General features: G+C 62.4%; 22 protein-coding genes. 11 read left to right on the forward strand and 11 right to left on the reverse strand.

The window, feature by feature from the left end; genetic code table 11:
- Positions 1-73: 73 nt before the first annotated feature.
- Positions 74-844: an IclR family transcriptional regulator gene (locus DBR47_RS18240; RefSeq protein WP_124452650.1), complete on the forward strand. Its 771-nt coding sequence runs from the start codon at positions 74-76 to the stop codon at positions 842-844.
- 72 nt (positions 845-916) lie between these two features.
- Here the strand turns inward: DBR47_RS18240 and pbpG are convergent, their stop codons facing one another.
- The 7 genes from pbpG to DBR47_RS18275 all read right to left on the reverse strand — a co-directional run bounded on the left by pbpG (position 917) and on the right by DBR47_RS18275 (position 10,165).
- Positions 917-1,966 carry a D-alanyl-D-alanine endopeptidase gene (pbpG, locus tag DBR47_RS18245; protein ID WP_231512375.1) on the reverse strand — a complete coding sequence of 350 codons (1,050 nt, stop codon included), beginning with the start codon at positions 1,964-1,966 and terminating at the stop codon, positions 917-919.
- A gap of 222 nt (positions 1,967-2,188) precedes the next feature.
- Entirely contained in the window at positions 2,189-3,730 is a 1,542-nt protein-coding gene (locus tag DBR47_RS18250) for a 2-isopropylmalate synthase (RefSeq protein ID WP_124452654.1), read from the reverse strand.
- A gap of 50 nt (positions 3,731-3,780) precedes the next feature.
- Complete coding sequence (gene leuA / locus DBR47_RS18255) at positions 3,781-5,487, reverse strand: 2-isopropylmalate synthase (protein ID WP_124452656.1); 1,707 nt, start codon at positions 5,485-5,487, stop codon at positions 3,781-3,783.
- A 228-nt stretch (positions 5,488-5,715) separates the two neighbouring features.
- Positions 5,716-6,564 carry a CDP-diacylglycerol--serine O-phosphatidyltransferase gene (gene pssA / locus DBR47_RS18260; protein WP_124452658.1) on the reverse strand — a complete coding sequence of 283 codons (849 nt, stop codon included), beginning with the start codon at positions 6,562-6,564 and terminating at the stop codon, positions 5,716-5,718.
- A gap of 84 nt (positions 6,565-6,648) precedes the next feature.
- Entirely contained in the window at positions 6,649-7,665 is a 1,017-nt protein-coding gene (gene ilvC / locus DBR47_RS18265; protein ID WP_124452660.1) for a ketol-acid reductoisomerase, read from the reverse strand.
- 44 nt (positions 7,666-7,709) lie between these two features.
- The gene (gene ilvN / locus DBR47_RS18270; RefSeq protein WP_124452662.1) at positions 7,710-8,201 is read right to left on the reverse strand and encodes an acetolactate synthase small subunit; all 492 of its coding nucleotides are present in this window, start codon (positions 8,199-8,201) and stop codon (positions 7,710-7,712) included.
- Positions 8,202-8,374: 173 nt separating this feature from the next.
- Complete coding sequence (locus DBR47_RS18275; protein ID WP_124452663.1) at positions 8,375-10,165, reverse strand: acetolactate synthase 3 catalytic subunit; 1,791 nt, start codon at positions 10,163-10,165, stop codon at positions 8,375-8,377.
- 267 nt (positions 10,166-10,432) lie between these two features.
- On the opposite strand from DBR47_RS18275, the gene DBR47_RS18280 reads away from it, so the two are divergent.
- From DBR47_RS18280 to DBR47_RS18295, 4 genes are read left to right on the forward strand one after another with little or no spacing between them, the layout of a single operon-like run.
- Complete coding sequence (locus DBR47_RS18280) at positions 10,433-10,999, forward strand: RNA polymerase sigma factor (RefSeq protein WP_124452665.1); 567 nt, start codon at positions 10,433-10,435, stop codon at positions 10,997-10,999.
- A complete protein-coding gene (locus DBR47_RS18285; RefSeq protein ID WP_231512376.1) occupies positions 10,996-11,484 on the forward strand; it encodes a DUF3619 family protein in 489 nt (162 codons plus the stop codon). Before DBR47_RS18280 ends, DBR47_RS18285 begins: the two co-directional genes overlap by 4 nt.
- Entirely contained in the window at positions 11,485-12,390 is a 906-nt protein-coding gene (locus DBR47_RS18290) for a DUF3106 domain-containing protein (protein WP_124452667.1), read from the forward strand.
- Positions 12,387-12,911, forward strand: a complete 525-nt coding sequence (locus DBR47_RS18295) for an RDD family protein (RefSeq protein ID WP_124452669.1) — start codon at positions 12,387-12,389, stop codon at positions 12,909-12,911. Before DBR47_RS18290 ends, DBR47_RS18295 begins: the two co-directional genes overlap by 4 nt.
- 76 nt (positions 12,912-12,987) lie before the next feature.
- Here the strand turns inward: DBR47_RS18295 and DBR47_RS18300 are convergent, their stop codons facing one another.
- Together DBR47_RS18300 and DBR47_RS18305 are read right to left on the reverse strand one after the other, a co-directional pair.
- Positions 12,988-13,326: a P-II family nitrogen regulator gene (locus DBR47_RS18300; protein ID WP_124452671.1), complete on the reverse strand. Its 339-nt coding sequence runs from the start codon at positions 13,324-13,326 to the stop codon at positions 12,988-12,990.
- 39 nt (positions 13,327-13,365) lie between these two features.
- Entirely contained in the window at positions 13,366-15,078 is a 1,713-nt protein-coding gene (locus DBR47_RS18305; RefSeq protein WP_124452673.1) for an NAD+ synthase, read from the reverse strand.
- Here DBR47_RS18305 and DBR47_RS18310 point away from each other — a divergent pair.
- The gene (locus DBR47_RS18310; protein ID WP_124452675.1) at positions 15,077-16,261 is read left to right on the forward strand and encodes a GNAT family N-acetyltransferase; all 1,185 of its coding nucleotides are present in this window, start codon (positions 15,077-15,079) and stop codon (positions 16,259-16,261) included. The two genes, DBR47_RS18305 and DBR47_RS18310, sit on opposite strands and share 2 nt — an antisense overlap.
- Before the next feature lie 56 nt (positions 16,262-16,317).
- Here DBR47_RS18310 and ppa read toward each other — a convergent pair whose 3' ends face one another.
- Complete coding sequence (ppa, locus tag DBR47_RS18315; protein ID WP_124452677.1) at positions 16,318-16,857, reverse strand: inorganic diphosphatase; 540 nt, start codon at positions 16,855-16,857, stop codon at positions 16,318-16,320.
- Positions 16,858-17,153: 296 nt separating this feature from the next.
- Between ppa and DBR47_RS18320 the strand changes: the two genes are divergently transcribed.
- Together DBR47_RS18320 and DBR47_RS18325 are read left to right on the forward strand one after the other, a co-directional pair.
- Positions 17,154-19,322 carry a sodium-translocating pyrophosphatase gene (locus DBR47_RS18320; RefSeq protein ID WP_124452679.1) on the forward strand — a complete coding sequence of 723 codons (2,169 nt, stop codon included), beginning with the start codon at positions 17,154-17,156 and terminating at the stop codon, positions 19,320-19,322.
- Positions 19,323-19,441: 119 nt separating this feature from the next.
- A complete protein-coding gene (locus DBR47_RS18325; protein ID WP_124452681.1) occupies positions 19,442-20,344 on the forward strand; it encodes a J domain-containing protein in 903 nt (300 codons plus the stop codon).
- Between the two features lie 56 nt (positions 20,345-20,400).
- Here the strand turns inward: DBR47_RS18325 and DBR47_RS18330 are convergent, their stop codons facing one another.
- On the reverse strand, positions 20,401-23,571 hold the full coding sequence (locus DBR47_RS18330) for a hypothetical protein (RefSeq protein ID WP_124452683.1): 3,171 nt from the start codon (positions 23,569-23,571) through the stop codon (positions 20,401-20,403).
- Positions 23,572-23,872: 301 nt separating this feature from the next.
- On the opposite strand from DBR47_RS18330, the gene DBR47_RS18335 reads away from it, so the two are divergent.
- The 3 genes from DBR47_RS18335 to DBR47_RS18345 are packed head-to-tail and all read left to right on the forward strand — an operon-like array spanning position 23,873 to position 26,300.
- Positions 23,873-24,466 carry a YfiR family protein gene (locus DBR47_RS18335; protein WP_124452685.1) on the forward strand — a complete coding sequence of 198 codons (594 nt, stop codon included), beginning with the start codon at positions 23,873-23,875 and terminating at the stop codon, positions 24,464-24,466.
- On the forward strand, positions 24,463-25,767 hold the full coding sequence (locus DBR47_RS18340) for a sensor domain-containing diguanylate cyclase (protein ID WP_124452687.1): 1,305 nt from the start codon (positions 24,463-24,465) through the stop codon (positions 25,765-25,767). Before DBR47_RS18335 ends, DBR47_RS18340 begins: the two co-directional genes overlap by 4 nt.
- Entirely contained in the window at positions 25,764-26,300 is a 537-nt protein-coding gene (locus tag DBR47_RS18345) for an OmpA family protein (RefSeq protein ID WP_124452689.1), read from the forward strand. Before DBR47_RS18340 ends, DBR47_RS18345 begins: the two co-directional genes overlap by 4 nt.
- Positions 26,301-26,437: the final 137 nt, after the last annotated feature.

A 26,437-nucleotide genomic window follows, 5' to 3' on the forward strand; every position in this document is an offset into this window, starting at 1 on the left:
GCAGGAAACCATATCGAGGCGCGGATGCGGTTTTCGTAATACAAAACAAATCAAACTCCCGCACAATGTCTGCATGAAAAGCAAAGAGGATAAGGCGCCAGCCATCCAGGTGCTGGAACGCATGTTTTCGCTATTGGATGTGTTGGCCAGTCATCAGGACCCGGTGTCCCTGAAGGAAATCAGCGCCAGCACGGGTCTGCACCCTTCCACCGCGCACCGCATTCTCAACGACTTGGCGATTGGCCGTTTTGTCGACCGACCCGAGGCCGGCAGCTACCGCCTGGGCATGCGCATGCTGGAGCTGGGCAATCTGGTCAAGGCCCGCCTGGATGTGCGCGACGCCGCCATCGGCCCCATGCGCGAGCTGCACAAATTCACCCACCAGCCGGTCAATCTCTCGGTGCGCCAAGGCGATGAAATCGTCTATATCGAGCGCACGTATAGCGAGCGCTCCGGCATGCAAGTCGTGCGCGCCGTAGGCGGCCGGGCACCCTTGCATCTGACCTCGGTGGGCAAGCTGTTTTTGGCCAGCGATGACCCCTTGCGTGTGCGCAGCTATGCCACCCGCACCGGCTTGGCCGGCCACACCCGCAACAGCCTGACCGACATCATCGCCCTAGAACGCGAGATGGCCTTGGTGCGCCAGCGCGGCGTTGCCCGTGACGACGAGGAGTTGGAGTTGGGCGTGCGCTGCATGGCGGCCGGCATTTACGACGACCAAGCCAAGCTGATCGCCGGCCTGTCCATCTCCGCCCCGGCCGATCGCCTGGAAGAGTCCTGGCTGGCGCGGCTGAAGGAAACCGCGGCGCAGATCTCGGCCGAGCTGGGCTACCGCGGTGGCTGAGTTCGGCGGCTGCGCAGAGCATAAAAAAACGCGCTCGATGAGCGCGTTTCTTTTTTGGGGTAGTCAGCGAGATCAGCCGCCAGTCTTGACCTTGGCGTGATTCAGCTCGGCCGGGTTGCTGATGATCCACTTGCGCACCCGCTCGGCATCGCCGATCCGCGAGTATTTGCCGGTGGAGTCCAGGAACACCATGATCAGCTTGCGGCCGGCCATACGCGCTTGCATCACCAGGCAACGACCGGCCTCGTTGATGAAACCGGTTTTTTGCAGGCCGATGTCCCAGCCCGGATTGCTCAGCAAGCCATTGGTGCTGTGGAAAGCCACTTGACGCCGGCCCAGGGCCACCTGGTACTCACGCGAGGTGGATAGTTCACGCAGCAGCGGCACTTCATGCGCCACCTTCACCAGGGCCGCCAAGTCCTTGGCGCTGGATTGATTGCGGCTGGACAGGCCGGTGGGCTCCACATAATGGGTGTCCGTCATGCCCAGGGACTGAGCCTTCTGGTTCATCGCCGCCACAAAAGCCGGCAAGCCACCGGGGTAGTTGCGGCCCATGGCGTTGGCGGCACGGTTTTCCGACGACATCAGGGCCAGATGCATCATCTCGCCACGCGTCAAGGTTGTGCCAACGACCAGGCGTGAACGGGTGCCCTTCTCGGAATCGATGTCTTCGTCCGTGATGGTCAGCTTCTCGTCCATGGACTGGCCGGCATCCACCACCACCAGGGCCGTCATCAGCTTGGTGATGGAGGCGATGGGCAGCACCGCGGAGGGGTTCTTGGAGAACAGGACCTCATTGGTTTCCTGGTCCATCACCAGGGCCACGCTGGACTTCAGATCCAGCGGGTCTTCCACCGCATGCAGGCCGTAGAGCTGACCATAGGTCGGCTTGGCTGCGACGACCGCAGCGGCGGCCGCGCCAGCCGCTGCGGCCTTGCGAACGCTGCGCGAAGACTTGGCCGAGGCCACGTTCTGCTTGCCCGCACGGGCCTTCTTGACCGGTGCCTTCTGAGCACTTTGCTTGGCAGACGTCGCCTTGGTCCGCGTGTTTGACGCTGCCTGTGCAGGCAGGGCCAAGCCCGTGGCCACCAAAGCGGCGCACAGGAAGGTGCGTGACAACATTGATTTAATCATCTTCAATCCGGTCCCGAGGTCTGGCGCTTAGTTTAGGTGATAGGAAAAACACAGGCAAGATCAAAAGCTTAGGCTCCGCTTTTAAAGCGGAGCTTTGTATCAAGCAGGACGTAGAAACCCTAGCTCATACCCTACTCCGTAGCTTTCAACGCGCATTTTTGCCATTTCGCCTACACAAAGCCTGCCAGTGTGGGCCGGGTCATGACCCGATCAACCTTGGGCCGCGACTCGCTCGGTCTTGCTGTGCAGCTTGTTGAGCGCGCTTAGATAGGCTTTGGCCGAGGCCACGACGATGTCGGGATCGGCCCCCACGCCATTGACCACACGCCCCGCATGCTGCAGGCGAACTGTCACCTCACCCTGCGATTCTGTGCTTCCGCTGGTGATGGCATTGACCGAATAGAGCAGCATCTCGGCGCCACTTTGAGCGGCCGACTCGATCGCACGCAGCACCGCATCCACCGGGCCATTGCCCTCGCTATGGGTGCTGTGTTCCACCTCGCCGGCGGCAAACACCACATTGGCTTGCGGACGCTCGCCCATTTCGGAGCGCTGGGCCAGAGCCACCAAACGGTAATGTTCTTGCTCGGCGGTGACGGACTCGTCCATCACCAGGGCGATGATGTCCTCGTCGAAGATTTCGTTCTTGCGGTCGGCCAGATCCTTGAAGCGCACAAAGGCGGCGTTCACCTCGGCCTCGGACTCCAGCGTGATGCCCAGTTCTTGCAGGCGCTGCTTGAAGGCGTTGCGACCGCTCAGCTTGCCCAGCACGATTTTGTTGGCGCTCCAGCCCACATCTTCGGCCCGCATGATCTCGTAGGTGTCACGCGCCTTCAGCACGCCGTCCTGGTGGATGCCCGAGGCGTGGGCAAAAGCATTGGCGCCCACCACGGCCTTATTGGGCTGGATCACAAAACCGGTGGTTTGCGAAACCAGCTTGGAGGCGGCCACGATCTGCTTGGCATCGATATTGATGTCCAGGCCAAAGTAGTCGCGGCGGGTCTTGATCGCCATCACCACCTCTTCCAAGGAGCAATTGCCCGCCCGCTCGCCCAGGCCGTTGATGGTGCACTCGACCTGACGCGCGCCACCGATTTGCACACCGGCCAGGGAGTTAGCCACGGCCATGCCCAGGTCGTTATGGCAATGCACCGACCAGATGGCCTGATCCGAGTTAGGCACGCGTTCGCGCAGAGTCTTGATGAAGTTGCCGTAGAGCTCGGGGATGGCATAGCCCACGGTGTCGGGAATATTGATGGTGCGCGCGCCTTCCTTGATCACCGCCTCCACCACCCGCGCCAGGAACTCGGGGTCGGAGCGATAGCCGTCTTCGGGCGAGAACTCGATGTCGTCGGTCAGATTGCGGGCAAAACGCACGGCCTGAATCGCCTGCTCCAGCACCTGCTCGCGCGTCATGCGCAGTTTCTTCTCCATATGCAACTCGCTGGTCGCGATGAAGGTATGGATGCGCGAACGGGCCGCGCCCTTCAAGGCCTCGGCGGCACGGGCGATGTCACGATCATTGGCACGGGCCAGCGAACAGATGGTGCTCTCGCGGATCGCATCGGCAATCGCCTTGACCGCCTCGAAGTCCCCGTTGCTGGAGGCCGCAAAACCCGCCTCGATCACATCGACCTTGAGCCGCTCCAATTGACGCGCAATGCGCAGCTTCTCGTCCTTGGTCATGGAGGCGCCGGGGCTTTGCTCACCGTCGCGCAAGGTGGTGTCGAAAATAATCAGTTGCTGGCTCATGGGATGGGGCTTTCCTAGAAAACTTGACGGGGCTTGGCTTTGCTAATTCTTCAGATCGACGCCACCGGCTCGTCGGCCAGTGTCAGGTGACCCTGCCGGGCGGCGCGATTCAGGCCGGACACGATGGCCTTGAGCGAGGCAGACACGATGTTCGCATCAATGCCAACGCCAAACAGGGTCTGGCTCTCGCCGATGCGCAGTTCCAGATAGGCCACGGCGCGCGCATTGGCGCCGCTGCCGATGGCGTGCTCGTGATAGTCCAGCACCCGCAGTCCCGCGGGCAGTTGGCGATTCAGGCCCTCGACAAAAGCGTCGATGGGGCCGCTGCCCTGGCCTTGCACCTCGATGCGGTTTTGGCCGATCAGGGCTTGCGCGCGCAGGGCCACTTGGCCGGCATCAATCTCGGTCAGGGCTGTGTGTTGCAGACTGGCGGCGGCCTGTGCATCGGCCAGACCATACTCGCCCTCAAAAATGCGCCACAAATCGGCGGCCGACAATTCCTTGCCCGCATCGTCCATCACCGCCTGCACCACCTGGCTGAATTCGATCTGCAGACGGCGCGGCAGTTCCACCCCGTACTCGGCCTCCAGCAGATAAGAGATACCGCCCTTGCCTGACTGGCTGTTCACGCGGATCACCGCGTCATAGCTGCGGCCCAAGTCCTTGGGATCGATGGGCAGATAAGGCATGTCCCAAATCTCGCCCTCCTTGCGGGCGGCAAAGGCCTTTTTTATCGCATCCTGGTGCGAGCCCGAGAAGGAGGTGTAGACCAGATCGCCAACATAAGGATGGCGCGGATGCACGGCGAGTTGATTGCAATGCTCGACGCAGCGACGCACCTCGTCGATGTCTGAGAAATCCAGCTCGGGGTAGATGCCCTGGGTGTAGAGATTGAGAGCGATATTGACCAGATCCACATTGCCAGTGCGCTCGCCATTGCCGAACAAGCAGCCCTCGATGCGATCGGCTCCGGCCATCAGGGCGAACTCGCCGGCCGCCGTGCCGGTGCCACGGTCATTGTGCGGGTGGACCGACAGCACGATGGCCTCGCGGCGCTGCAGATGGCGGTGCATCCACTCGACCATATCGGCAAAGATATTCGGCGTGGAATGCTCCACCGTCGCGGGCAGATTGATGATGCATTTGCGTTCGGCCGTGACGCCCCAGGCCTCGGTCACCGCATCCACCACCCGCTTGGAAAAAGCCAGTTCGGTGCCCGAGAACATCTCAGGCGAATACTGGAAGACGAACTCGGTGGCCGGCTGCTGAGCGGCCAGCTCGCGCACCATGCGGGTGTGGGTAACGGCCAGATCGACGATCTGATCTTCATCCATACCGAGCACCACCCGGCGCATCACCGGGGCCACGGCGTTGTAGAGATGGACGATGACGCGCCGCGCGCCGCGCAAGGACTCAAAGGTTCGTTCGATCAGGGGCTGGCGGGCCTGGGTCAGCACCTGGATGCTGACGTCGGCGGGGATCAAATCCTCCTCGATCAGCAAGCGCACGAAATCGAAGTCCGCCTGCGAGGCCGAGGGGAAACCTACTTCGATTTCCTTGAAGCCGATTCTCACCAGCATCTGGAACATGCGCAGCTTGCGCTGCGGATCCATGGGTTCGATCAGGGCTTGGTTGCCGTCACGCAAATCGGTGCTCAGCCATTGCGGAGCCTTGCTGAGTTGCACATCGGGCCAGGTCCGATTGGCAAGAGCAATGGGGGCAAAGGCGCGGTACTTGTTCTGTGCTTGCTTCAACATGGTTTGATTCCAGGTGATTTGTGTTCGCAAGCAACAGAAGGGACGGGTTGGGATGGGTAAAAACAAAAACGGCCCGCTGCTGCTTGCATACGGGCCGACGAGATCTCAACGTTTGGATGGACGTGCGCGATCAGCGAACCCGTTGGGGTCCTAGTAGTAGAGCGAGCACGTTCAGGCGATTCATGGTTTTGAATATAGCACGCAAGACCTCAAACAAAGCTTGCAGACTCAGTGATGCAAGCCCTTTTCATCGGGTTCATCGGTCGATGTTGCAATCATGCTGACGGGTCGGCCCTTGGCTTTGCGCCAGGCATAGATCACATAACCCGACAGTGCGTAGGCGCAGAAGATGGCGAACAAGCCCAGCGGCGGGTTCTGGCTGATCAAGACAATGGCCAGGGCAATCGCAACCAGCACCACAAATGGCACGGTACGGCGCGCGCCCACCACCTTGAAACTGTAGAACGGTGCATTGGTCACCATAGACAAGCCAGCGAACAGGGTCAGGCCGAAGGCCGTCCACATTACCCAGGGCACTTGGGTCACCTGTTTGAAGCCCGCATCATCAAAGGCCCAGATCATGCCGATGACCACGGCCGCCGCCGCGGGGCTGGGCAGGCCTTGGAAGAAGCGCTTGTCGACCACACCGATATTGACGTTGAAGCGCGCCAGCCGCAGGGCCGCCCCGGCGATATAGACAAAGGATGGGATCCAACCCAGCTTGCCCATGTCCTTGAAGGCCCAGATATAAACGATCAGGGCCGGCGCGGCGCCGAAGCTCACCATATCGGAGAGGCTGTCCATCTGCTCGCCGAACGCGCTTTGCGCATTCGTCATGCGGGCCACGCGGCCATCCAGGCTGTCCAGCACGGCGGCGCAAAAGATCGCGATGCAAGCCACCTCGAAGCGGCCATTCATGGCCATCACGATGGCGTAAAAGCCAGAGAACAGTGCCGCCAGCGTGATGGCATTGGGCAGCACATAAATACCTTTGCGGCGCGGGCGGGGCAGGCCCTGCACACCGTCATCATCTTCTTCCGGCCCGTCGGCGCGGAGCTTGTTTTTGGGATCAGTCATGGGGCGGAAGGATACCGCAGTGGCGGGTACAAAAAAGCCGCGTGGGCTGCAAGCGCACGCGGCTTTAGAGGCGGGCCACAGTGATCAGTTCTTGGAACGATCCACCAGCTTGTTGGCCTTGATCCAGGGCATCATGGCGCGCAGCTTCTCACCGACCTGCTCGATGGGATGCTCGGCGGTCAAGCGGCGGCGGCTCAACAGGGTCGGGGCGCCGGCCTTGTTTTCCAGGATGAAGCTCTTGGCGTACTCGCCGGTCTGGATGTCCTTCAGGCACTGACGCATGGCGTTCTTGGTGTCTTCGGTCACGACGCGGGGGCCGGTCACATACTCACCGTACTCGGCGTTGTTGGAGATCGAGTAGTTCATGTTGGCGATACCGCCTTCATAAATCAGGTCAACGATCAGCTTCAACTCGTGCAGGCACTCGAAGTAAGCCATTTCGGGCGCGTAACCGGCTTCGGTCAGGGTCTCGAAACCGGCCTTGATCAGCTCGACGGCACCGCCGCACAGCACGGCTTGCTCGCCGAACAGATCGGTCTCGGTCTCTTCGCGGAAATTGGTTTCGATGATGCCGGCCTTGCCACCACCATTGGCCGAGGCGTAGCTCAGGGCCAAATCACGCGCCTTGCCGGTCTTATCGGCATAGACGGCGATCAGGTGGGGCACGCCGCCACCTTGGGTGTAGGTGCCGCGCACGGTGTGGCCGGGGGCCTTGGGCGCGACCATCCAGACGTCCAGGTCGGCACGCGGCGTGACCTGGCCGTAGTGCACATTGAAGCCGTGGGCGAAGGCCAGCGAAGCGCCTTGCTTGATATTGGGCTCGACCTCGTTCTTGTAGACCTCGGCGATCTGCTCGTCGGGCAGCAGAATCATGACCACATCGGCGGCCTTGACCGCGTCGGCGATCTCGGCGACCTTGAGGCCGGCGTTCTCGGCCTTGGCCCAGGACGCGCCGCTGCGACGCAGACCGACGGTGACCTTGACGCCGCTGTCGTTCAGGTTTTGTGCGTGGGCATGGCCTTGTGAGCCGTAGCCGATGATGGTGACGTTCTTGCCCTTGATCAGGCTCAGGTCAGCGTCCTTGTCGTAAAAAACGTTCATGTCGATCTCCAGGGAAAATTCTTGGGGTGTTGGGTAGAAAAAACTTAGACGCGCAGGATGCGCTCGCCACGACCGATGCCGCTGGAGCCGGTGCGTACCGTTTCCAAAATGGAGGCGCGGTCGATGGAATCGATGAAGGCATCCAGCTTGGATGAATCACCGGTCAACTCGATGGTGTAGGTCTTCTCGGTCACGTCGATGATGCGGCCGCGGAAGATGTCGGCGGTGCGCTTCATTTCTTCGCGCTCCTTGCCAACGGCGCGGACCTTGATCAGCATCAGCTCGCGCTCGGTGAAGTTGCCCTCGGTGAGGTCCACCACCTTGACCACCTCGATCAGTCGGTTCAAGTGCTTGGTGATCTGTTCGATCACCTCGTCGGAACCGGTGGTCACGATGGTCATGCGGGACAGCGACGGGTCCTCCGTCGGCGCCACCGTCAGGCTCTCGATGTTGTAGCCACGGGCGGAGAACAAGGCCACCACACGCGATAGCGCGCCCGGCTCGTTCTCGATCAGCAATGCAATGATGTGCTTCATGGGGTGTCGTCCTTCGCGCTCTTCAAGCCAGCGGCGGTAACCGCAGGCTCTTGGCCACGCTCTTCGATGGATAAATGAAAGGGCTTGTCCGAACTCTTGGCCTAAACGGCGGAGCCACTGACGCTGCGCGTGATCAACGCATGAGCGAACGTCCCGGCCCCACTCATCCAAACTCAGAGGTCTTCGGACCCCAATCGCATTTCCGAAATGCCCTTGCCCGCCTGGACCATGGGCCAGACGTTCTCGGTCGGATCGGTGCGGATGTCCAGAAAGACCGTGCGGTCCTTCAGGCGGATGGCCTCTTTCAAAGCGCCTTCCACATCCTCGGGCCGGGTCACCAGCAGGCCCACATGGCCGTAGGCCTCGGCCAGCTTGACGAAGTCGGGCAGCGCATCCATATAGCTATGGGAATAGCGGCCACCGTAATCCAGTTGCTGCCACTGCCGAACCATGCCCAGATAGCGGTTGTTCAAGGCGACGATCTTCACCGGCGTCCTGTACTGCTGGCAGGTGGACAGCTCCTGAATGCACATCTGGATAGAGCCTTCGCCCGTCACGCAGAACACATCGGATTCGGGCTTGGCCAGCTTGATGCCCATCGCGTAGGGCAGGCCCACACCCATGGTGCCCAGGCCACCGGAGTTGATCCAACGGCGCGGCTCCTCAAAGCCGTAATACTGGGCGGCCCACATCTGGTGCTGACCCACATCGGAGGTGATGTAGGTGTCGCGATTCTTGGTCAGGCGGCACAGGGTCTCAACCACCATCTGTGGCTTGATGACCTCGGTGGAGGGCTTGTAGACCAGGCAGTCCTTGCGGCGCCATTCATTGATCTGGCTCCACCAGGCGTTGATGGCATTGGCATCGGGCAAGGCCCGCGCTTCCTTGATCTGGAAGATCAATTCCTGCAGCACGTCCTTGACGTCGCCCACGATGGGGATGTCCACGCGCACCCGCTTGGAGATCGACGAGGGGTCGATGTCCACATGGATGATCTTGCGATCCACGGTCGCGAAGTGAGCCGGGTTGCCGATCACCCGGTCATCGAAGCGAGCGCCCACGGCCAGCAGAACATCGCAGTTCTGCATGGTCATATTGGCCTCATAAGTGCCGTGCATGCCCAGCATGCCCAGGAACCTGGGATCGCTGGCAGGCGTGGCACCCAGACCCATCAAGGTATTGGTGATGGGGTAGCCCAGCAACTGGGTCAGCTCGCGCAACTCGGCACAGGCCTCGCCCAGAATCACGCCGCCACCCGAATAGATATAAGGGCGCTTGGCCTGCAGCAGCAGTTGCACCGCCTTGCGAATTTGGCCCGAATGGCCTTTGCGCACCGGGTTGTAGGAGCGCATTTCCACATGCTGCGGATAGCTGAAGCCGGGCAGTTTGGCCATGGAGACATCCTTGGGGATGTCCACCACCACCGGGCCAGGGCGGCCGGTGCGGGCGATGTGGAAGGCCTTCTTCATCGTCACGACCAGATCGCGCACATCCTTCACCAGGAAGTTGTGCTTGACGATGGGGCGGGTGATGCCGACGGTGTCGCATTCCTGGAAGGCATCCAGGCCGATGGCGGGCGTGGGCACTTGGCCGGTCACGATCACCATGGGGATGGAGTCCATATAGGCGGTCGCGATGCCGGTGACGGCATTGGTGACGCCGGGACCCGAGGTCACCAGCGCAACGCCGACATTGCCGGTCGCACGGGCATAGCCGTCGGCCGCGTGGACGGCCGCCTGTTCATGGCGCACCAAGACGTGCTGAATCGTTTCTTGCTTGAACAGTGCGTCGTAGATATAGAGCACTGAGCCGCCTGGATAGCCCCAGAGGTATTGAACACCCTCGGCCTGCAGACAGCGAACCAGCGCCTCGGAGCCATTCAGCTCGGAAGACGTTGAGGTCGTTTGGGGGGAATGTGAATGTGCCGCGGGGGCACGCTTGACTTCCGCGCTTTGCAATTCCATATAAAACCTTTGTGAATTTCTCTAACGAAAAACCATCGGTGTCCCTTCTCGCACCCTTGTGAGGTGGACTCGGAACCTGCGCAATCAAAAAACATGGCACCCGGGTCGGGCAGCCAGCTTGAGACCAGAAACTTCATTGTGCGAAGCAACATTATGCACGGAGATTGCACAAGCCCGCCCCCGCGAACGTGGGCTGCGCATCGCACAGGGCTTGCGGTGCGATACTCCGCGCACCAATTTCCAGCCCCGGGCTCCCCCGCTTCATCCTTGGCCACCGACAAAGAACTCAACGACTTTCTGAAGAGCGTCGACCGGCGTGCGTTCAAGCGCACCGCCTACCTCGTGCGCGACGACGACGGTGCGCTGGACATCGTCCAGGACGCCATGATCAAGCTGGCCGAAAAATATTTCGATCGCCCGGCGGCCGAACTGCCACTGTTGTTTCAGCGCATCTTGTCGAATGCGACCATGGACTGGTTCCGCCGCAAAAAGGTGAGAACGGCGGTGATGCAGAACATGTCGGACTTCGAATCCAACGATCCCGACAGCGATTTCGACCTGATGCAGATGCTGGAAGGCCAGGAGGGCGCGCTCGGCGCGCTGAGCGCCGCCGACGAAGTCTCGCGGGTCCAGATCTTGCAAGCGATCGAAGCGGAAGTGGCTGAATTGCCGGAGCGTCAACGAGAAGCCTTCCTGCTGCGTTACTGGGAGGAGTTGGATGTCGCGGAGACAGCCATCGTCATGGGATGTTCGGAAGGCAGCGTCAAAACGCATTGCTCCCGTGCCTCCCATTCATTGGCAAAATCGCTGAAGGCCAAGGGGATCACACTATGAGCACAACAAGCCTTTCATCTCATTTTTCGCAGGAACTTGAAACCCGCATGACGCGCTTTGGCCTGCGCGTAGCGGCGGACTTAAGCGAGCGCAATGAAACCCTGCCTCACGACATTTCTGAGCGACTGCGCTTTGCTCGCGAACAAGCCCTGCTGAAAGCCAAGACGGCGCGTGCCGCCCAAGTTCAACTGGCCCCCAGCACCCCGGTGGTGCAGATAGGCGCCACTTTGGCGCTGGGCGGAGGCAATGGCGGCATGGGCAGTCAAGAGACTTCGCCACGCTGGCTCAAATTCGCCTCCCTGCTGCCCTTGCTGATGCTGGTTCTGGGCTTGTTCCTGATCCAGCACACCCAGTGGTACCAGCAAATCAATGCCTCTGCCGAGATCGACACCGCGCTGCTGTCCGATCACCTGCCGCCGTCCGCCTATAGCGACCCCGGCTTCTCGGAATTCCTCAGCGAAGAGCAACACAGCGACGGGTCTTGAATGAGCGAACGTTTCCCGGCTCCTCACTCGGCAGGCATTGTTCCTCGCCCAAACACCAAGAAAAAAACCTTCCAGCTCGGCGCCTTGGCGCTGGGCTGTTTGCTTTGCTACGGCCTCGTCCAAGCACAGGGCGCAGCGGATCCCACCTCGGTCGCGGCTTCCGCAGCGCCCCCGCCCCTGGCCGTCGAGGCGCCCGCTAGTAGCCCCTTGCCACGGCCTGCCCCAGCCGCCATCAAACCGATAGCGCTCACACCAGGCCTGCCGCATGCCGCCACCCCGCTGCTGCCGCCGCCGAATTGGGTGGGCTTGAGCACCGCGCAAAAGACAGCGCTGGCGCCGCTTGAAAAGGACTGGGACAAGCTGGACGAGTTCCGCAAAGGCAAATGGCTAGAGGTGGCGGCCCGCTACCCCAGCCTGCCCGCAGCCGAACAAACCCGCCTGCAAGAGCGCATGCATGACTGGGCTCGCCTAAGCCCGGTAGAGCGCCAACGCGCCCGCGTGGGCTTCCAGGTCGCTCAGCAGGTGAAACCGGACGAGCGTCAAGCCAAGTGGGAGGCCTACCAAGCCCTCAGCCCCGAGGAGCGCCAGGCCCTGGCCGAGAAGGCTCAGAAAAAGCAAGCCCGCAAGGCGGCCGAGCTGCCCGCGCCGACCCTGGACATCAATGGCGTGCAGACCAAGTCCAATCGCGTGCCTACCGCCCCCAAGGTGGCCCTGGGCAAATCGGTCGCGCCCTCGGTGGTGCAGGCCAAGTCAGGTGCCAGCACCGTGCTGATCAATCAGACCCGCAACCTGCCGCCCGCCCACCAGCAAGCCGGCCAGACCAAGGTCTTTGCCGACCCCAGCCTGGTGGACAGCAAAACCTTGCTGCCCAAAAAGCCCCAAACACCCCCTGCCCCCAAACCATGAGCTCAAGTGAGACGCAAGCGGTCGCGGACTTTGCGCGGCCGGGGCTGCTGCGCCGCATGGCCGCTTTTATGTACGAAGGCGTGGTCTTATTCGGCGTGGTGTTTGTGGCAGGCTACTTCTTCTCGGCCATGACCCAACAGCGCCATGCTCTGCAGGGTCAACATGCTTTGCAGGCCTTTTTGTTCGCGGTGCTGGGCATTTACTTCGCCTGGTTCTGGTCACGCGGCGGCCAGACGGTGGCGATGAAGGCCTGGCATATCCAGGTGCTGGACCGCCAGGGCCGTCCGCTCACCCAAGCCCGCGCCCTGGCCCGCTATGTCCTGAGCTGGCTGTGGTTCATGCCCGCCCTGCTGACGGCCTGGCTGCTAGACCTGCACAGCACGGCTGCCATCTTTGGCTGCCTCACTGTGGGCATGCTCGCCTACCTCTTGCTGACCCTGATTCAGCCGCAAAAGCAATTTCTGCACGATGTGATCTGCGGCACCCAGTTGGTGACCCAGTTGCCGGTGAAGAAGAAGTAGAACTCCAGCCCAAAAAAAGAAAAGCCCGTGTCGGCAACGACGCGGGCTTTTTTACTGGACCGTGAACGCCGAAGGCTTAGACCGCCTCTTCATCGGTCTCGCCGGTGCGGATGCGCACCACCTGCTCCACCGGGGTAACGAAGATCTTGCCGTCGCCGATCTTGCCGGTCTTGGCGGCCTTGAGGATGGCGTCGATGCAGCGCTCCACGTCCTCGTCCTTGACCACGACCTCGACCTTCACCTTGGGCAGGAAGTCGACCACATACTCGGCACCACGGTACAGCTCGGTATGGCCCTTCTGGCGGCCAAAGCCCTTCACCTCGGTGACGGTCAGGCCCGAAGCGCCCACCTCGGCCAGGGACTCGCGCACTTCGTCCAGCTTGAAGGGTTTGATGATGGCGGTGATTTGCTTCATGGGGAGGTCTCCGAATTGTTGGACAGGGGTTGCTTCGATTTAAGCACGGAACTTTGAGGTGATCGGATAGCGCCAATCCCGACCAAAAGCGCGGTGGGTGATGCGTATGCCGACCGGCGCCTGACGGCGCTTGTACTCGTTGATCTTGATCAGCCGGGTGACCCGCTCCACATCGGCCGGCGCAAAGCCCGCGGCGATGATCTCGGCGATGGACTGATCCTCTTCCATATATCGAGCCAAGATGGCGTCTAGCACCTCGTAAGGCGGCAGGCTGTCCTGGTCCTTCTGATCGGGCCGCAACTCGGCCGAGGGTGGGCGGGTGATGATGCGCTCGGGGATCACCGGGCCCACCGTGCCGTCGGCTCGCAAGCTGGGCTGCTGGTTCTTCCAATTGGCCAAGCGGAACACCAGGGTCTTGGCCACGTCCTTGATCACGGCAAAGCCCCCCGCCATATCGCCGTAGAGCGTGCAGTAGCCGGTCGCCATCTCGCTCTTATTGCCGGTGGTCAGCACGATGGCGCCGAACTTGTTCGACAAAGCCATCAGCAAGGTGCCACGGATGCGGGCCTGGATGTTTTCTTCGGTGGCATCCAGAGGCAGGCCTTTGAACTCATCCGCCAGGCTGGTGTTGAAGGCCTCAAACATGGGCACGATGGACTTTTCGTCGTAGCGCACGCCCAGTCGCTCGGCCATATCGCGGGCATCGATCCAGGAGATATCGGCCGTGTAGGGCGAGGGCATCATCACCGTGCGCACCTTGTCCGCTCCCAGCGCATCCACCGCCACCGCCAGCACCAGGGCCGAGTCGATGCCGCCTGAGAGGCCGATCAAGGCACCGGGAAAGCCGTTTTTGCCGATGTAGTCGCGTACGCCGGTGACCAGGGCGGCCCAGGCCTGGGCCTCCATCTCGGGCAGAGGCAAGACCTGACCCCGTACCGCCCCATCTGCACCGACCTCGATCAGGGTCAGATCTTCTTCGAACATGGGCGCACGTGCGGCCACCCGACCTTGGGCGTCCAGCGCAAAGGAAGCACCATCAAACACCACCTCGTCCTGCCCACCCACCAGATGGGAGTAAAGCAAGGGCATGCCGATTTGGGCCACCCGCTCGGCCATGCGCTGCTCGCGCTCCTCCACCTTGCCCAGATGGAAGGGCGAGGCGTTCAAGACACACAAGACTTGCGCGCCGGCCGCCTTGGCGGCACGGGCTGGCTCCTCAAACCAGGCGTCTTCACAGATATTCAGGCCAAAGCGCAGGCCGTCGACCTCGAACACCACGGGGGCCTCACCGGCGTCGCGACCCGAGACGAAATAGCGGCGCTCATCAAAGACCTGGTAATTGGGCAACTCGCGCTTGCAATAGGTGTGCAAGACCTGACCCCCGGCCAGCACCGAGGCGGCGTTGAAGCGGTCAGGCACGGCCCAGCTCTTGCTACGAGCTTGCTCAGACTCGGCGGCTTCGCCCGCTTTTTGCTCAGGCTTTTGGTAGGGGTGGCCCAGCACCACATGCAGGCCCGCACAATCGCGCAGTTCCGCCGCGATCCAGGCCACGGCGTCCTCACAGGCCTGGATGAAAGCCGGACGCAGCAAAAGGTCTTCCGGGGGGTAGCCGCAGAGGCTGAGCTCGGGTGTCAGCAACAATCGGGCGCCGGCGGCATGGGCGCGGCGGCCCCATTCCACGACTTTTTGGGCATTGCCTTGGATGTCACCCACGGTGACATTGATTTGCGCCAGCGCGACTTTGACGGACATGAGGATTGGATTGAAAACAGGTCAGCTCGATTATGTCATTCGGGTCCATGAGGACCCTGCCGATCCGGCATTGGCGCCGTGGAATCAGCTGCTGGCGCGGCAAAGCCAGCCCACACCTTTTATGCGCCTGGAGTACTTTCGCGCCCTGCATGATTCGGGCAGCGCCGTGGCCCGCAGCGGCTGGCAGCCGCTATTCCTCAGCGTCTGGCTGAATGATGAAATGGTGGCCGCCTGCCCGGCCTATCTGAAGAGCCATTCCTACGGCGAGTATGTGTTTGACTGGGCCTGGGCCGACGCCTATCAGCGCCACGGCCTGGCCTACTACCCCAAGCTGCTGGTGGCCGTGCCCTTCACCCCCGTGCCGGGCAGCCGCTTGCTGGCTGCCGATGAGGCTGCGCGTCAGGTCTTGATGCAGGGCTTGCAGGCGCTGGCTCGACAACAAAAACTCTCCTCGGCTCATCTGCTCTTCGGCACGACGGTAGATCAACAAGCGGCCCAAGCCCAGGGCTGGATGGAGCGCCATGGCGTGCAGTTCCACTGGCAGAACCGTACGCCCGCGCCCTATGCCAACTTCGAGGACTTCCTGGCCTCGCTGCAGCGCGAGAAGCGCAAGAAGATCCAGCAGGAACAGCGCCGCGTGCGTGAGGCTGGCATCAGCTTTGAAGCCAGACAAGGCGAGCAAATCCGCGAGCAGGACTGGGATTTTTTCTACCGCTGCTACCAACTCACCTACCGCGCCCACCACAGCACGCCCTATCTGAGCCGGGACTTCTTCGCCCGCATGGCCGCCACCATGGCCGAACATTGGCTGCTCTTCATCGCTTGCCGGGCCGATGGCAGCCGCGTCGCCGCCTCATTGATTGCCTTGGACCCAGCCCACGGCGCGGCCTATGGCCGCTACTGGGGCGCGGCGGAGCCGATCTCTTGCCTGCACTTCGACGCCTGCTACTACCAGCCCCTGCAATGGTGCATCGAGCAGGGCTATCAGCGCTTTGAGGGCGGCGCCCAGGGCGAGCACAAGATGGCGCGCGGCCTGCTGCCGGTGCCGACCCAGTCCAGCCATTGGCTGGCCCACCCGGACTTCAAAAACGCGGTGGCCGATTTCCTGGCCCAGGAAGGCCAAGCCATGCGCGGCTACGTGAATGAGTTGGAATCGCACCAACCCTTCAAAGCAAAAGATTGAGGCGTAAAAAAAGCGCCCGGCTTTCGCAAGGCGCTTTTTCTTTGACCGCAGCGGGCTTAGGCTTGGTTGGCCTTTCTATAAGCTTCGATGCCAGAGACGATTTCGGCGCGAGCAGCCTCGGGGCCTTCCCAGCCCTGCACCTTGACCCATTTATTGGGCTCCAGATCCTTGTAGTGCTCGAAGAAATGCTGGATGGCATTCAGGCGCATCTTGTTCACGTCCTCGGGCTTTTGCCAGTGGGTGTACATGGGCAGGATCTTGTCGATGGGCACTGCCAGCAGCTTGGCGTCGCCGCCAGCTTCGTCGTCCATCTTCAGCACGCCGATGGCACGGCAGGTCACCACGACGCCAGGCGTCAGGGCGAAGGGCGTGATCACCAGCACGTCGACCGGGTCGCCGTCGTCCGACAGGGTCTGGGGGATATAGCCATAGTTGCAGGGATAGTGCATGGCCGTGGTCATGAAGCGGTCGACGAAGAGTGCGCCGCTTTCCTTGTCCACTTCGTATTTGATCGGATCGGCATTCATCGGGATTTCGATGATGACGTTGAATTGCTCAGGCGCCTTGGCGCCAGGGGTCACATTGTGCAAGCTCATGAGTTTCTGCTTTGATTGCCCGGGGGAAACCCGGATTCTAAGGGCAGGGCTTGCCATGAACTGACAGGCAGCTGATGCGCATCAAAACAAGTCCAATCTAATCGCCTTGCCCCCTTGTTTACCCGCACACATTGGGTAAACACCCAGGGTCCTCAATTGCTTTGTCGCGAGGGCATCACTTAAGCTCGGCCACGTGACCTGGGCTCCTCCTTCCTTCAGTGAGAACAGCTGAGTCGAAGGCGAGCTTGCAGGCGCGTTGTTCGATCACGGCAATCACTAGAACAGGAGACAGTTACATGTCGACGAGTTTGGCGCTGTACTTCGCACTGGCCTGCGGCTTTGCCGCGGTTCTCTACGGCTTCATCCAGAGAAGCTGGATCTTGAGTCAAGACGCGGGCAATGCCCGCATGCAGGAAATCGCCGCCGCCATCCAGCAAGGCGCAGCCGCCTACCTGGCCCGGCAATACAAGACCATCGCGGTGGTGGGCATTGTGCTCACCCTCTTGATCGCGGTCTTTTTGGATCGCACCACCGCCGTCGGTTTTGTGCTGGGCGCCGTGCTCTCCGGAGCTTGCGGCTTCATCGGCATGAACGTCTCGGTGCGCGCCAATGTGCGCACCGCCCAAGCCGCCACCAAGGGCATAGGCCCGGCGCTGGACGTTGCCTTCAAGGGCGGCGCCATCACCGGCATGCTGGTCGTGGGCCTGGGGCTTTTGGGCGTTAGCCTGTTCTTCTACTACCTCAGCGGCGGCGAGAAGGTGGATGCGGCGACGCTCAAGCCCTTGCTGGGCTTTGCCTTCGGCTCCTCGCTGATTTCCATCTTCGCCCGCTTGGGTGGCGGCATCTTCACCAAGGGCGCCGATGTGGGCGCCGACCTGGTGGGCAAGGTGGAGGCCGGCATCCCCGAGGATGACCCGCGCAACCCGGCCGTGATTGCCGACAATGTGGGCGACAACGTCGGCGACTGCGCCGGCATGGCGGCCGACCTGTTCGAGACCTATGCCGTCACCCTGATCGCCACCATGACCTTGGGCGCCCTGATGGTCACGGCCGCTCCTCTGGCCGCCGTGCTCTACCCCCTGCTGCTGGGCGCCGTGTCCATCATCGCCTCCATCATCGGCTGCAGCTTCGTCAAGGCCTCACCGGGCATGAAGAATGTGATGCCGGCGCTTTACCGCGGCTTGGCCGTGGCGGGCGTGTTGTCGCTGATCGCCTTCTTCTTCGTCACCAAGGCCGCCATCCCCGATGACGCCTTGGGTGCCGGCACGCATATGCGCTTGTTCGGCGCCTGCGCCGTGGGCTTGGTGCTGACGGCCGCCCTGGTCTGGATCACCGAGTTCTACACCGGCACCCAATACTCGCCGGTGCAACACATCGCCCAAGCCTCGACCACCGGCCACGGCACCAACATCATTGCCGGCCTGGGCGTGTCCATGCGCTCCACCGCCTGGCCGGTGCTGTTTGTCTCGGCCGCCATTCTGATCACCTACAGCCTGGCCGGCCTTTACGGCATCGCCATCGCCGCCACCTCCATGCTGAGCATGGCTGGCATCGTCGTCGCGCTCGACGCCTACGGCCCTATCACCGATAACGCCGGCGGCATTGCCGAGATGTCCGAGCTGCCCACCAGCGTGCGCGATGTGACCGACCCGCTGGACGCCGTGGGCAACACCACCAAGGCCGTCACCAAGGGCTATGCCATCGGCTCCGCCGGCCTGGCCGCCCTGGTGCTGTTTGCCGACTACACCCACTCGCTGGAGAGCCGTGGCATCAGCGTGGCTTTTGATCTGAGCGACCCCAAGGTCATCGTCGGCCTCTTCATCGGCGGCCTGATCCCCTACCTCTTCGGTGCCATGGCCATGGAGGCCGTGGGCCGCGCGGCTGGTGCTGTGGTGGTGGAGGTGCGGCGCCAGTTCCGCGACATCAAGGGCATCATGGAAGGCACGGCCAAGCCCGAATACGGCACGGCCGTGGACATGCTGACCAGCGCCGCGATCAAGGAAATGATCGTGCCCTCTCTGCTGCCGGTGGTTGTGCCGGTGCTGGTGGGCTTGCTGCTGGGCCCGGCCGCCCTCGGCGGCCTCTTGATGGGCACCATCGTCACCGGCCTGTTTGTGGCCATCTCCATGTGTACCGGTGGCGGCGCCTGGGACAACGCCAAGAAGTACATCGAGGACGGCCACCACGGTGGCAAGGGCTCGGAAGCCCACAAGGCCGCTGTGACCGGCGACACCGTGGGTGATCCCTACAAGGACACCGCCGGCCCGGCCGTCAACCCCTTGATCAAGATCATCAACATCGTCGCACTGCTGATCGTGCCCCTGCTGCCCTTGCCCACCGTCTCGGCGCCTGCCCACAAGCTGCCCGAGGCGATCACCGCGCCGGCCTCAGCGGCATCGAGCGCGGCGCTGCCGACGCCGATGGCTTCAGCCGTTATGGCAGACGGCGCCGCCTCTGCCCCCTGATCACGGGGTAAGTCGCTAGATAAACAGCCCGCCAGCGGGCTGTTTTCGCTTTGAGCCCGCGCGCGGGCCGTCCACAATAGGGCCTCAGCTCCACACCCATCAAAAACCTCGCCTCGCTCATGACAATGTCGAATACAGCGCTATCCCGACATGGACTGGAACGTCGCCGCAGCCAGCTGAGCGAGATGCAGAAGTTCTTGAGCGATCAAGAGCAGGCCTTTGAGAGCCTGCGCAGCGAGGTCCAGCGATTTGTGGACCGCTATACCGAGGCCCTGGGCGAGCACTATCTGGAGCTAGACGCCCTGGAGTCGCAGCTCCACAGCGCCACCCACTTTCTGGCCGAGGCTTTGCGCCGCAACGGCGTGGAAGTCACGGCGCCGCGTGCGCCGCAGGCCACGGCCCTGCCCCAGCTGCCACAAATGCCCGCCGGCGCCCCGCTGCCGGCCGAACCTCCCGGCGGCTTGGTGGACCTGGCCCCGCCCAGCCTGAAGACGCTATACCGCCGCGCAGCCATGCGCTTGCATCCCGATTTCGCCAGCAACGATGCGCAGCGCCTGCAACGCGAGCAAGCCATGATGCAGGTCAACCAAGCCTATGCCCGTGAGGACCGCAGCTGCATCGCCGCCCTTTTGCTGGCGACCGGTGAAGACCCGGTCAAGGTCAATGGGGGCAATGCCGATGCCATCAATGCCTGGCTGGGTCGCAGCGAGCTGGCCGTGCAGGGTCGCTTGCGGGTGGTGCAGGCGCATTTGAGCGCCTTGCAAAACCATCCCATGCACAAGCTTTGCAGCGCCATCACCCAGGCCGAAGAGGTGGGCCTGGACCCCTTGGGCGTGATGGCCAGTCGGCTGCGCAGCCAGATCCAGGAGCGCCGCCGCGAGCTCTATATCGGCCAGCGCCTGCAGGCCGAGTCCAGCCTGGCGCGCGCTTTCTTGCATCGCCGGGTCGAGCGCATGGGGGCGGCCCAAGTCAGCAAGAACAGCCACAGCGCCCGTCCACGCAGCGCCGATCAAGCGGCTTGAGCCTGGGCCCTGGCGTGAACTGCTACGTCGACAGCGCCGACTAGCCCCCGCCGCCTTCAATCGGCCGACAAACGCACGGTGGCCGGCGCCACCGGCAAAAGCAACTCCCTGCCCTGCCATTTGAGCGGATGGCCCTCGGCCGCCACACGTGGCAAGGGCAGGCCGTCTGGCCATAGCAAGCGGGTCGGCGCGCCGGCCTGCTCCAGCTCCAGCCGCCAGCCCCAGCTCTCTTTGGACAAGGCATAGCTCAGCGGGCCATAGGGCGTGGACAAGCCACGCACCGCGATCTCCCCCTGCTTCAACCAGTCCGCTCGCAGGCCCGCGCCTATCAATAGCTCAGCGCTGGCCTCACGCTCGAAGGCAAACATGTCCAGCGCGGAGCGGATGAAGTCGGAGGACACCCAGGCATGGGGCATCTCGCCCAGGAAGCGCACTTCGCGCGGCTCCGGCAAGACCACTTCGGCCCATTGATTCCAGCCCGCTGGGCGTTGGTCTTTGAAAAAGAAATTGAGCATGGCGTGCGCCCGCTGCGACTGACCCAAACGCAGCAGCGCCCCCACATTGCGCAGCTCATACGGCGTGTAGTCCGTCCAGGTGCGCTGGCCCTCGCTGCGGGCATTCATCTCGGTCCAGTAGCGCTCAAACGTGCCATTCAGCAAGGCCTGCGGCAACACGTCCTGGGCCTGCGCTGGATTGAGTGCGATGGTGGACGAGGTGGCATCAAAATCGCCCCGATCAGCGGCCCCGGCAATCGTATCGATATGAAAGCGCTTGGAGGTAGCGGCAATGGAAGCCACCAACTCCCGCTGGAACTCGTCGCGCTGCGCCGCCCATTGCTGGGCGACCTGGTACTGGCCCAGTGCGCGGGCGATGTGCACGCCGTCCTTATAGCCGCGCAGCGCCCAGAAATCGTCCCAATAGGAATAGGCTGGCTTGTCGGCATAGCCCTCGTGGCTGATGGAGGGCGGCAGCAGGCCGAAAAGATGGGCACGGTCCAGGCTCTTATTGGCCTCGCCCCGCTCGCTCTGGCGCAAGCCTTCCATCCAGGCCATCACGCTTTGCACCCGGGCCCAGTGGCGCTGCAAAAACTCATGGTCATGGCTGTGACGCCAGACCTCGGCCACGGCGTAGAGGTACTGCCCATGGCTGTCGTTCTCGACCACCGGATCGGAGCCCCGTTGATCAACGCAGCAAGGCACTTTGCCGGTGACGAAGAGTCGCTCGCCATACCAGTCGACAAACTCGCGCGCCGCCTCTACCTCACCCAGGCGCACCAAGCCCGCCACCATCATGGCGCCATCGCGAATCCAACTGCGCGCATAGCTGCGGGTGCCCGGCCGCAGCGCCGCACCATCGCGCGACATCAAGATATGCGCCAGCGAAGTCCGCAAAGTGTTGGCAATCGGCTGGCCCGTGCCGGGCAACACGATGGCCACCCGGTTGAGGCGCTCGCGCCAATGCGCGGCCGCCAACTCGAAACGACTGTCGAGTTCGGCCAGATTGAGGGTGGCACTCTTGCCCCCCTTGAGATCCAGGCCGCCCAAGGCCGCGCTCCAACCCAGGGTTTTGCTCTCCCCTGGGGCGAGCAAAACCCGGAACTGCAGCAGCGCCGAGGCATGCTCTTGCGGATCGTTCATGCTGCCAAGCCCCGGCGCGGCCAGCAAGGCCTTGAGGCTCAGGCCCGAGTCGAAAGGCAGGCCAGACACCAGCAGCGGCGCCTCCGTGGGATGCAAGCCAGGCTGGCCATTGACCTGCAAGTCCCCGCCTTGCCAGCGCAGGCTGCGCACAGCCGTGACCCCGCCCGGGGTGGACAGGAATTGCTGGGGCGGATTGACCTGCCAAGGGCGCACCGCCAGCATCAAGGTGTAGAGCTGACGGCGCTCGCTGGTATTGCGCAGCACATAACGACTCATCAAGCTGGGTGCCGCGCGCGGGCCGTCGGCCGCGGCCTCGATGTCCAGGCTCAGCGCCGGATGCTGCCAATGCACGCTGGGCAGGGGCAGATAGCCGTCGCGCAAGCTGTGGCTGATCTTGGCGGAGGCCCAGGTGACGATGCTGCCGTCATCCAGCTTGACCGCAGGCTCCACGCTATAGCCGCCGCGGCCAATCTCCAGCGCGCCGTCTTCACTCAGCAGGGCCGAACGCTGCCCCCCCCCGTCCACCCCCACCAGGGTCCAGTAGTTCTGTTCACCCAACCAGGCGCGCGGGATATCCCCCCGCTGCACCTCGGACTTAGGCTTGTCCTGCGCCAAGCTAGCAATCAGCGAGTTCAAGCCCGGCCAAGCCGCCGCGCTGCGTAAATTCACCGAGGGTTGCGCCATCACGCTGGACTTGACGCGCAGATAACGCGCCTCGCTATCGGGTAGAAAAAGCGCGTCCAAGCCCCCGTCACTGCCTTTGACGCTGCGTAGCAAACTCCAGGCCTTGCCATCACTCGAGGCCAAAACTTCGTAGTTGAGGCCGCGTGCAAATGCAGGCCAGCGCAGCGCCAAACCGTTGAACTCGCGCGGCATTTGGTAGTCAAAGTCCACAAAGCCGGAGTCCACGGTGATGATGGGCTCGGGCCAAAAGGCTGGCTCCGGAGGCTTCTCGTTCATGGCCAGACCGGCCAGGCAAAAACTCCCCTTGCCGCCGCCGCGCTCGGTCTGACCGGCGGCCACCACGAACTCGATGCTCTCGGTTTGTTTGAGGCGTTTGTCCTTGCTGGGGCCCCAAGCAAAATCGATCTGGCGGCTGCGCAGCTTGAGCTCGGTGAGCTTGCTCGGCATTTGTAGATTGACCTTGTTGGCCCACCAAACGTTCTCGCCGCTGGCATCGATCAACTTGATCTGCAAGTCATTGACACCGGCCCCGCTGCCCTTGATTTGTGCCAGGAGCTCAAAACGTTCCGGCCAACTGGTGGGCAAGGCGCGGCGCAAGACGGCATAGCCGGAAACTCCAGCAAAGTCATAGTCCATGCACTGGCCGAACTTCGGGTCCTGACGCAAGCTGGCTCGAACCTGATCAGAACTACCGACCGTCCAGGCCGAAGCCGGCGCCTTGACCGCGGCCTTTGCGGGGGTCTTGGCACGCCCCTTGGCGGGCGTCTGCACCGGCCTGAAGTCATCCAGCACCTCCTGACGCAGGCCCGCAGGCGCGACAGCACTGGCCGCAGCACCCGTGGCCGCGCAAACTGCCCCTTGCCAGAGCCCCAACACCAGCAGGCCAAGGCCAAGTTTTCGCCGCATATCAAACTCCCCCACTTGACGCTCTCCCTCAACAAGCACCGGCACGCTTGGACACGCGCATTTTTCACTATGGTCGCACGAGTTCAAGACCACAGGCCCGGAGAGTGTACGCAGCCCAAGTACGCCTCTGCCGACGCGCCTGGCCGCGAAGTGGCGGCAGACTTCAGCCACAGCTTGGCCACACAAACAGCCTTTTCGTGCGGTGCTTCTCTGAGTCTGCTGCAAACTTCCAATCAAGACGGGCGCAGAGCGTCCCCGGCGGGCAGAATGCGACCAAGCAGTACGTTTTTTGTATCAGCCCATGCGCTCAGGCTTTGCCCCTACCCGTTTCTTACAGATGCTCCCCCAGGCCTTGCTGAGCGCGGCTTTTTGCATCGCACCCGCACTGGCCGCGGCACAAGCCAGCGCAACAGATCACGCCCACAATCTGGCCGGGGCCGAGACCCCGCTGAGCACGGCCGCCATCGTCGCTGGCATCCTGAACTACACCGCCTGGCCCGGCCCCAGCCGCGGCCTGACCGTCTGCATCAGCCGCAGCAGCCGTGATGCCCCTGATTTGGCCCAGCAGCTGGAGCAAACCAAGACCCGGCACCAGCTCTTGCTGACTCGCATCGAAGCCAACACGCCCCTGCCCGAGAGCTGCGACCTGGTCTACTTCGACGGCTGGAGCGCCCCCGCTGCGCGCATGGCCCTGCGCAAGCTGGACCACAAGCCGGTGCTCACCATAGGCCATGAACCCGAGTTCTGCAGCGATGGTGGCCTGTTCTGCCTGTCCAAGGCTGGCAGCTCGACCCGTTTCGAAGTCAATCTCGACGCCGTGACCCGCAGCGGCTTGCGAGTCAATGCCCAAGTCTTGCGCCTGGCCAAGCCGCGCGGGCAGGTGAGCAAGTCATGAGCACGCCCCGCTCCAGTTCCCTGGCCAGCGTGTTGCACCGGGCCCAGCTTCGCGTGGCCTTGGTGGCCTTGCTGACGGTCGGCCTGCTGCTGTCCTGTTCATCCTTCTTCGCGCTGCGCGCTTCGCTCAGCCACAACTTGGAGCTGGTTGGCCGCTCCATCAGCTACTCGGTTGAAGCCGCCGTCATGTTTCAGGACGCGCTCGCTACCGAACAAGTGCTGAAAAACATCGTCGACCGAGAAGGTTTGAACGAGGCCCGCGTGGTGCTGACCAGCGGCGCAGAGCTGGCCGCCTACCACCGCGCCGGGCAAAACAGCCGACTTTCACGCCTGGCGCGTTGGCTCTTCCCCATGCAAGCCAGCAGCACCGTCCAACTGGATGGCATCGATGTCGCGAGAGTGGAGCTGCAAAGCGATAGCGTGGCCTTGCTGCTGACGCTGGCCTGGTCTTTGGGCGCGATTCTGCTGGGCATCTTGCTCACGGCACTGACCGTTCTGTGGGTCTCCCGCCGCATCGAGCACATCATTCTCGACCCCTTGCAAGCCCTGGCCCAGCACACCCGCGCCGTCCGCGAAGAGCGCGCCTACAGCCGCAGAGCGCCGACCGCTCAGGTCAAGGAAATCGACGAATTGGGGGCCGACTTCAATGCCTTGCTGGCCGAGGTCCAGGCCAATGAGGCCGAACTCCACCGCCGCCATGAAGCCCTGCGCAGCGACCATGATTTGCTGAGCTTCACCGCCAAGCACGACGCACTCACCGGGGCAGCCAATCGCGCCTACTTCGAACAAGAGTTGCAAGACTCCATCGCGGAAGCCAAGCTCAAAGACACCGGGCTGGCCTTGCTCTTCCTCGATGCAGACAAGTTCAAGGAGGTGAACGACCGCTACGGGCATGATGCCGGCGACAAAGTTCTGGTCGAACTGGCTCAACGCATGCGAGCCACTGTGAGAGACACCGACTTGGTCGGCCGCCTGGGTGGCGATGAGTTCGTCATCCTCTTGCGCCCTCTGCGGCACAGCGGTGATGCAGCACGAATTCAGCAACAGCTGCTGGCTTCGCTGCGCGAGACCCCGATCGCCATTGGTGGAGGTATCAGCCTCACAATGAGCGCAAGCATAGGCATCGCCGCCTTTCCCAAAGATGGAGACAGTGCCGAAAGCCTGCTTCGAACCGCAGACTTGGCCATGTACCGGGAAAAATCGAAGACCGTCTTGCCCAACAAGAGCCCGAGCCCAATGCCCAGCACAAGCCTGAGCAACGCTGAACTGAGCAGCTTGACCGAAAAAGGAGCCTCCCTATGAGCCGTAAAGATCAGCCCCTCTTTCAAATGCAGGGCCGCAAAGGCCTGCACCTCTTGGCACTAGCCGGAGTCCTTCTGCTGTCCGCTTGCGCGCAGACGCCGCCGAGCCCCCAGATCAAACCGGAAAAATACACGGCTGTTCAGGTCAAGCAATTCAAGGCCCTGGGTTTCGTCGAAACCGATGAAGGCTGGGAGCTGAACCTGAATACCAATCTCTTGTTCGAGTTCGACTCCGACCGACTTCAATCTCACCACGTCGCCTCCATCCAACGCGTCGCGCAAGCCATGCAGGCCAGCGGTATCGAAGCGATACGCATCGAAGGTCATACCGACAATGTGGGTAGCGCCGACTACAACCTGCGCCTGTCTCAGCGCCGCGCCAATGCGGTCGCGCAAACCTTGGTCGAAGCCGGCATGAAGAGCGATCAAATGCTGGTCAAAGGCTTCGGCTCCCAAAAACCGATTGCCGACAACAAATCGGAAATCGGCCGCGCCCAGAATCGACGCGTAATTCTGATTATTCCTGCAGCCTAAGCCCAATTGATTTTGTCAGTCACAGAAAGTCGAGGAGTTTCTACCAGGGAAGCAAGCATATTCAAATATCGAACCCCCAAAGCAAAAACCCCCAACTCTTGCGAGCTGGGGGTTTTGCTTTGATATTAGCCTGACGA

Origin of the sequence: Paucibacter sp. KBW04 (assembly GCF_003852425.1) — a bacterium.
Taxonomy (GTDB): domain Bacteria; phylum Pseudomonadota; class Gammaproteobacteria; order Burkholderiales; family Burkholderiaceae_C; genus Paucibacter_A.

Bases quoted from the DNA above. Each gene is read 5' to 3' on its own strand.
- DBR47_RS18335 (WP_124452685.1), top strand. From the start codon at position 23,873: ATGCGCTCAGGCTTTGCCCCTACCCGTTTCTTACAGATGCTCCCCCAG.
- DBR47_RS18240 (WP_124452650.1), top strand. From the start codon at position 74: ATGAAAAGCAAAGAGGATAAGGCGCCAGCCATCCAGGTGCTGGAACGC.
- ilvC (WP_124452660.1), bottom strand. From the start codon at position 7,665: ATGAACGTTTTTTACGACAAGGACGCTGACCTGAGCCTGATCAAGGGC.
- DBR47_RS18285 (WP_231512376.1), top strand. From the start codon at position 10,996: ATGAGCACAACAAGCCTTTCATCTCATTTTTCGCAGGAACTTGAAACC.
- DBR47_RS18250 (WP_124452654.1), bottom strand. From the start codon at position 3,730: ATGAGCCAGCAACTGATTATTTTCGACACCACCTTGCGCGACGGTGAG.
- ilvN (WP_124452662.1), bottom strand. From the start codon at position 8,201: ATGAAGCACATCATTGCATTGCTGATCGAGAACGAGCCGGGCGCGCTA.
- DBR47_RS18275 (WP_124452663.1), bottom strand. From the start codon at position 10,165: ATGGAATTGCAAAGCGCGGAAGTCAAGCGTGCCCCCGCGGCACATTCA.
- DBR47_RS18330 (WP_124452683.1), bottom strand. From the start codon at position 23,571: ATGCGGCGAAAACTTGGCCTTGGCCTGCTGGTGTTGGGGCTCTGGCAA.
- DBR47_RS18300 (WP_124452671.1), bottom strand. From the start codon at position 13,326: ATGAAGCAAATCACCGCCATCATCAAACCCTTCAAGCTGGACGAAGTG.
- ppa (WP_124452677.1), bottom strand. From the start codon at position 16,857: ATGAGCTTGCACAATGTGACCCCTGGCGCCAAGGCGCCTGAGCAATTC.
- DBR47_RS18345 (WP_124452689.1), top strand. From the start codon at position 25,764: ATGAGCCGTAAAGATCAGCCCCTCTTTCAAATGCAGGGCCGCAAAGGC.
- DBR47_RS18305 (WP_124452673.1), bottom strand. From the start codon at position 15,078: ATGTCCGTCAAAGTCGCGCTGGCGCAAATCAATGTCACCGTGGGTGAC.
- DBR47_RS18325 (WP_124452681.1), top strand. From the start codon at position 19,442: ATGACAATGTCGAATACAGCGCTATCCCGACATGGACTGGAACGTCGC.
- pssA (WP_124452658.1), bottom strand. From the start codon at position 6,564: ATGACTGATCCCAAAAACAAGCTCCGCGCCGACGGGCCGGAAGAAGAT.
- DBR47_RS18320 (WP_124452679.1), top strand. From the start codon at position 17,154: ATGTCGACGAGTTTGGCGCTGTACTTCGCACTGGCCTGCGGCTTTGCC.
- DBR47_RS18310 (WP_124452675.1), top strand. From the start codon at position 15,077: ATGAGGATTGGATTGAAAACAGGTCAGCTCGATTATGTCATTCGGGTC.
- DBR47_RS18290 (WP_124452667.1), top strand. From the start codon at position 11,485: ATGAGCGAACGTTTCCCGGCTCCTCACTCGGCAGGCATTGTTCCTCGC.
- leuA (WP_124452656.1), bottom strand. From the start codon at position 5,487: ATGTTGAAGCAAGCACAGAACAAGTACCGCGCCTTTGCCCCCATTGCT.
- pbpG (WP_231512375.1), bottom strand. From the start codon at position 1,966: ATGTTGTCACGCACCTTCCTGTGCGCCGCTTTGGTGGCCACGGGCTTG.
- DBR47_RS18340 (WP_124452687.1), top strand. From the start codon at position 24,463: ATGAGCACGCCCCGCTCCAGTTCCCTGGCCAGCGTGTTGCACCGGGCC.
- DBR47_RS18295 (WP_124452669.1), top strand. From the start codon at position 12,387: ATGAGCTCAAGTGAGACGCAAGCGGTCGCGGACTTTGCGCGGCCGGGG.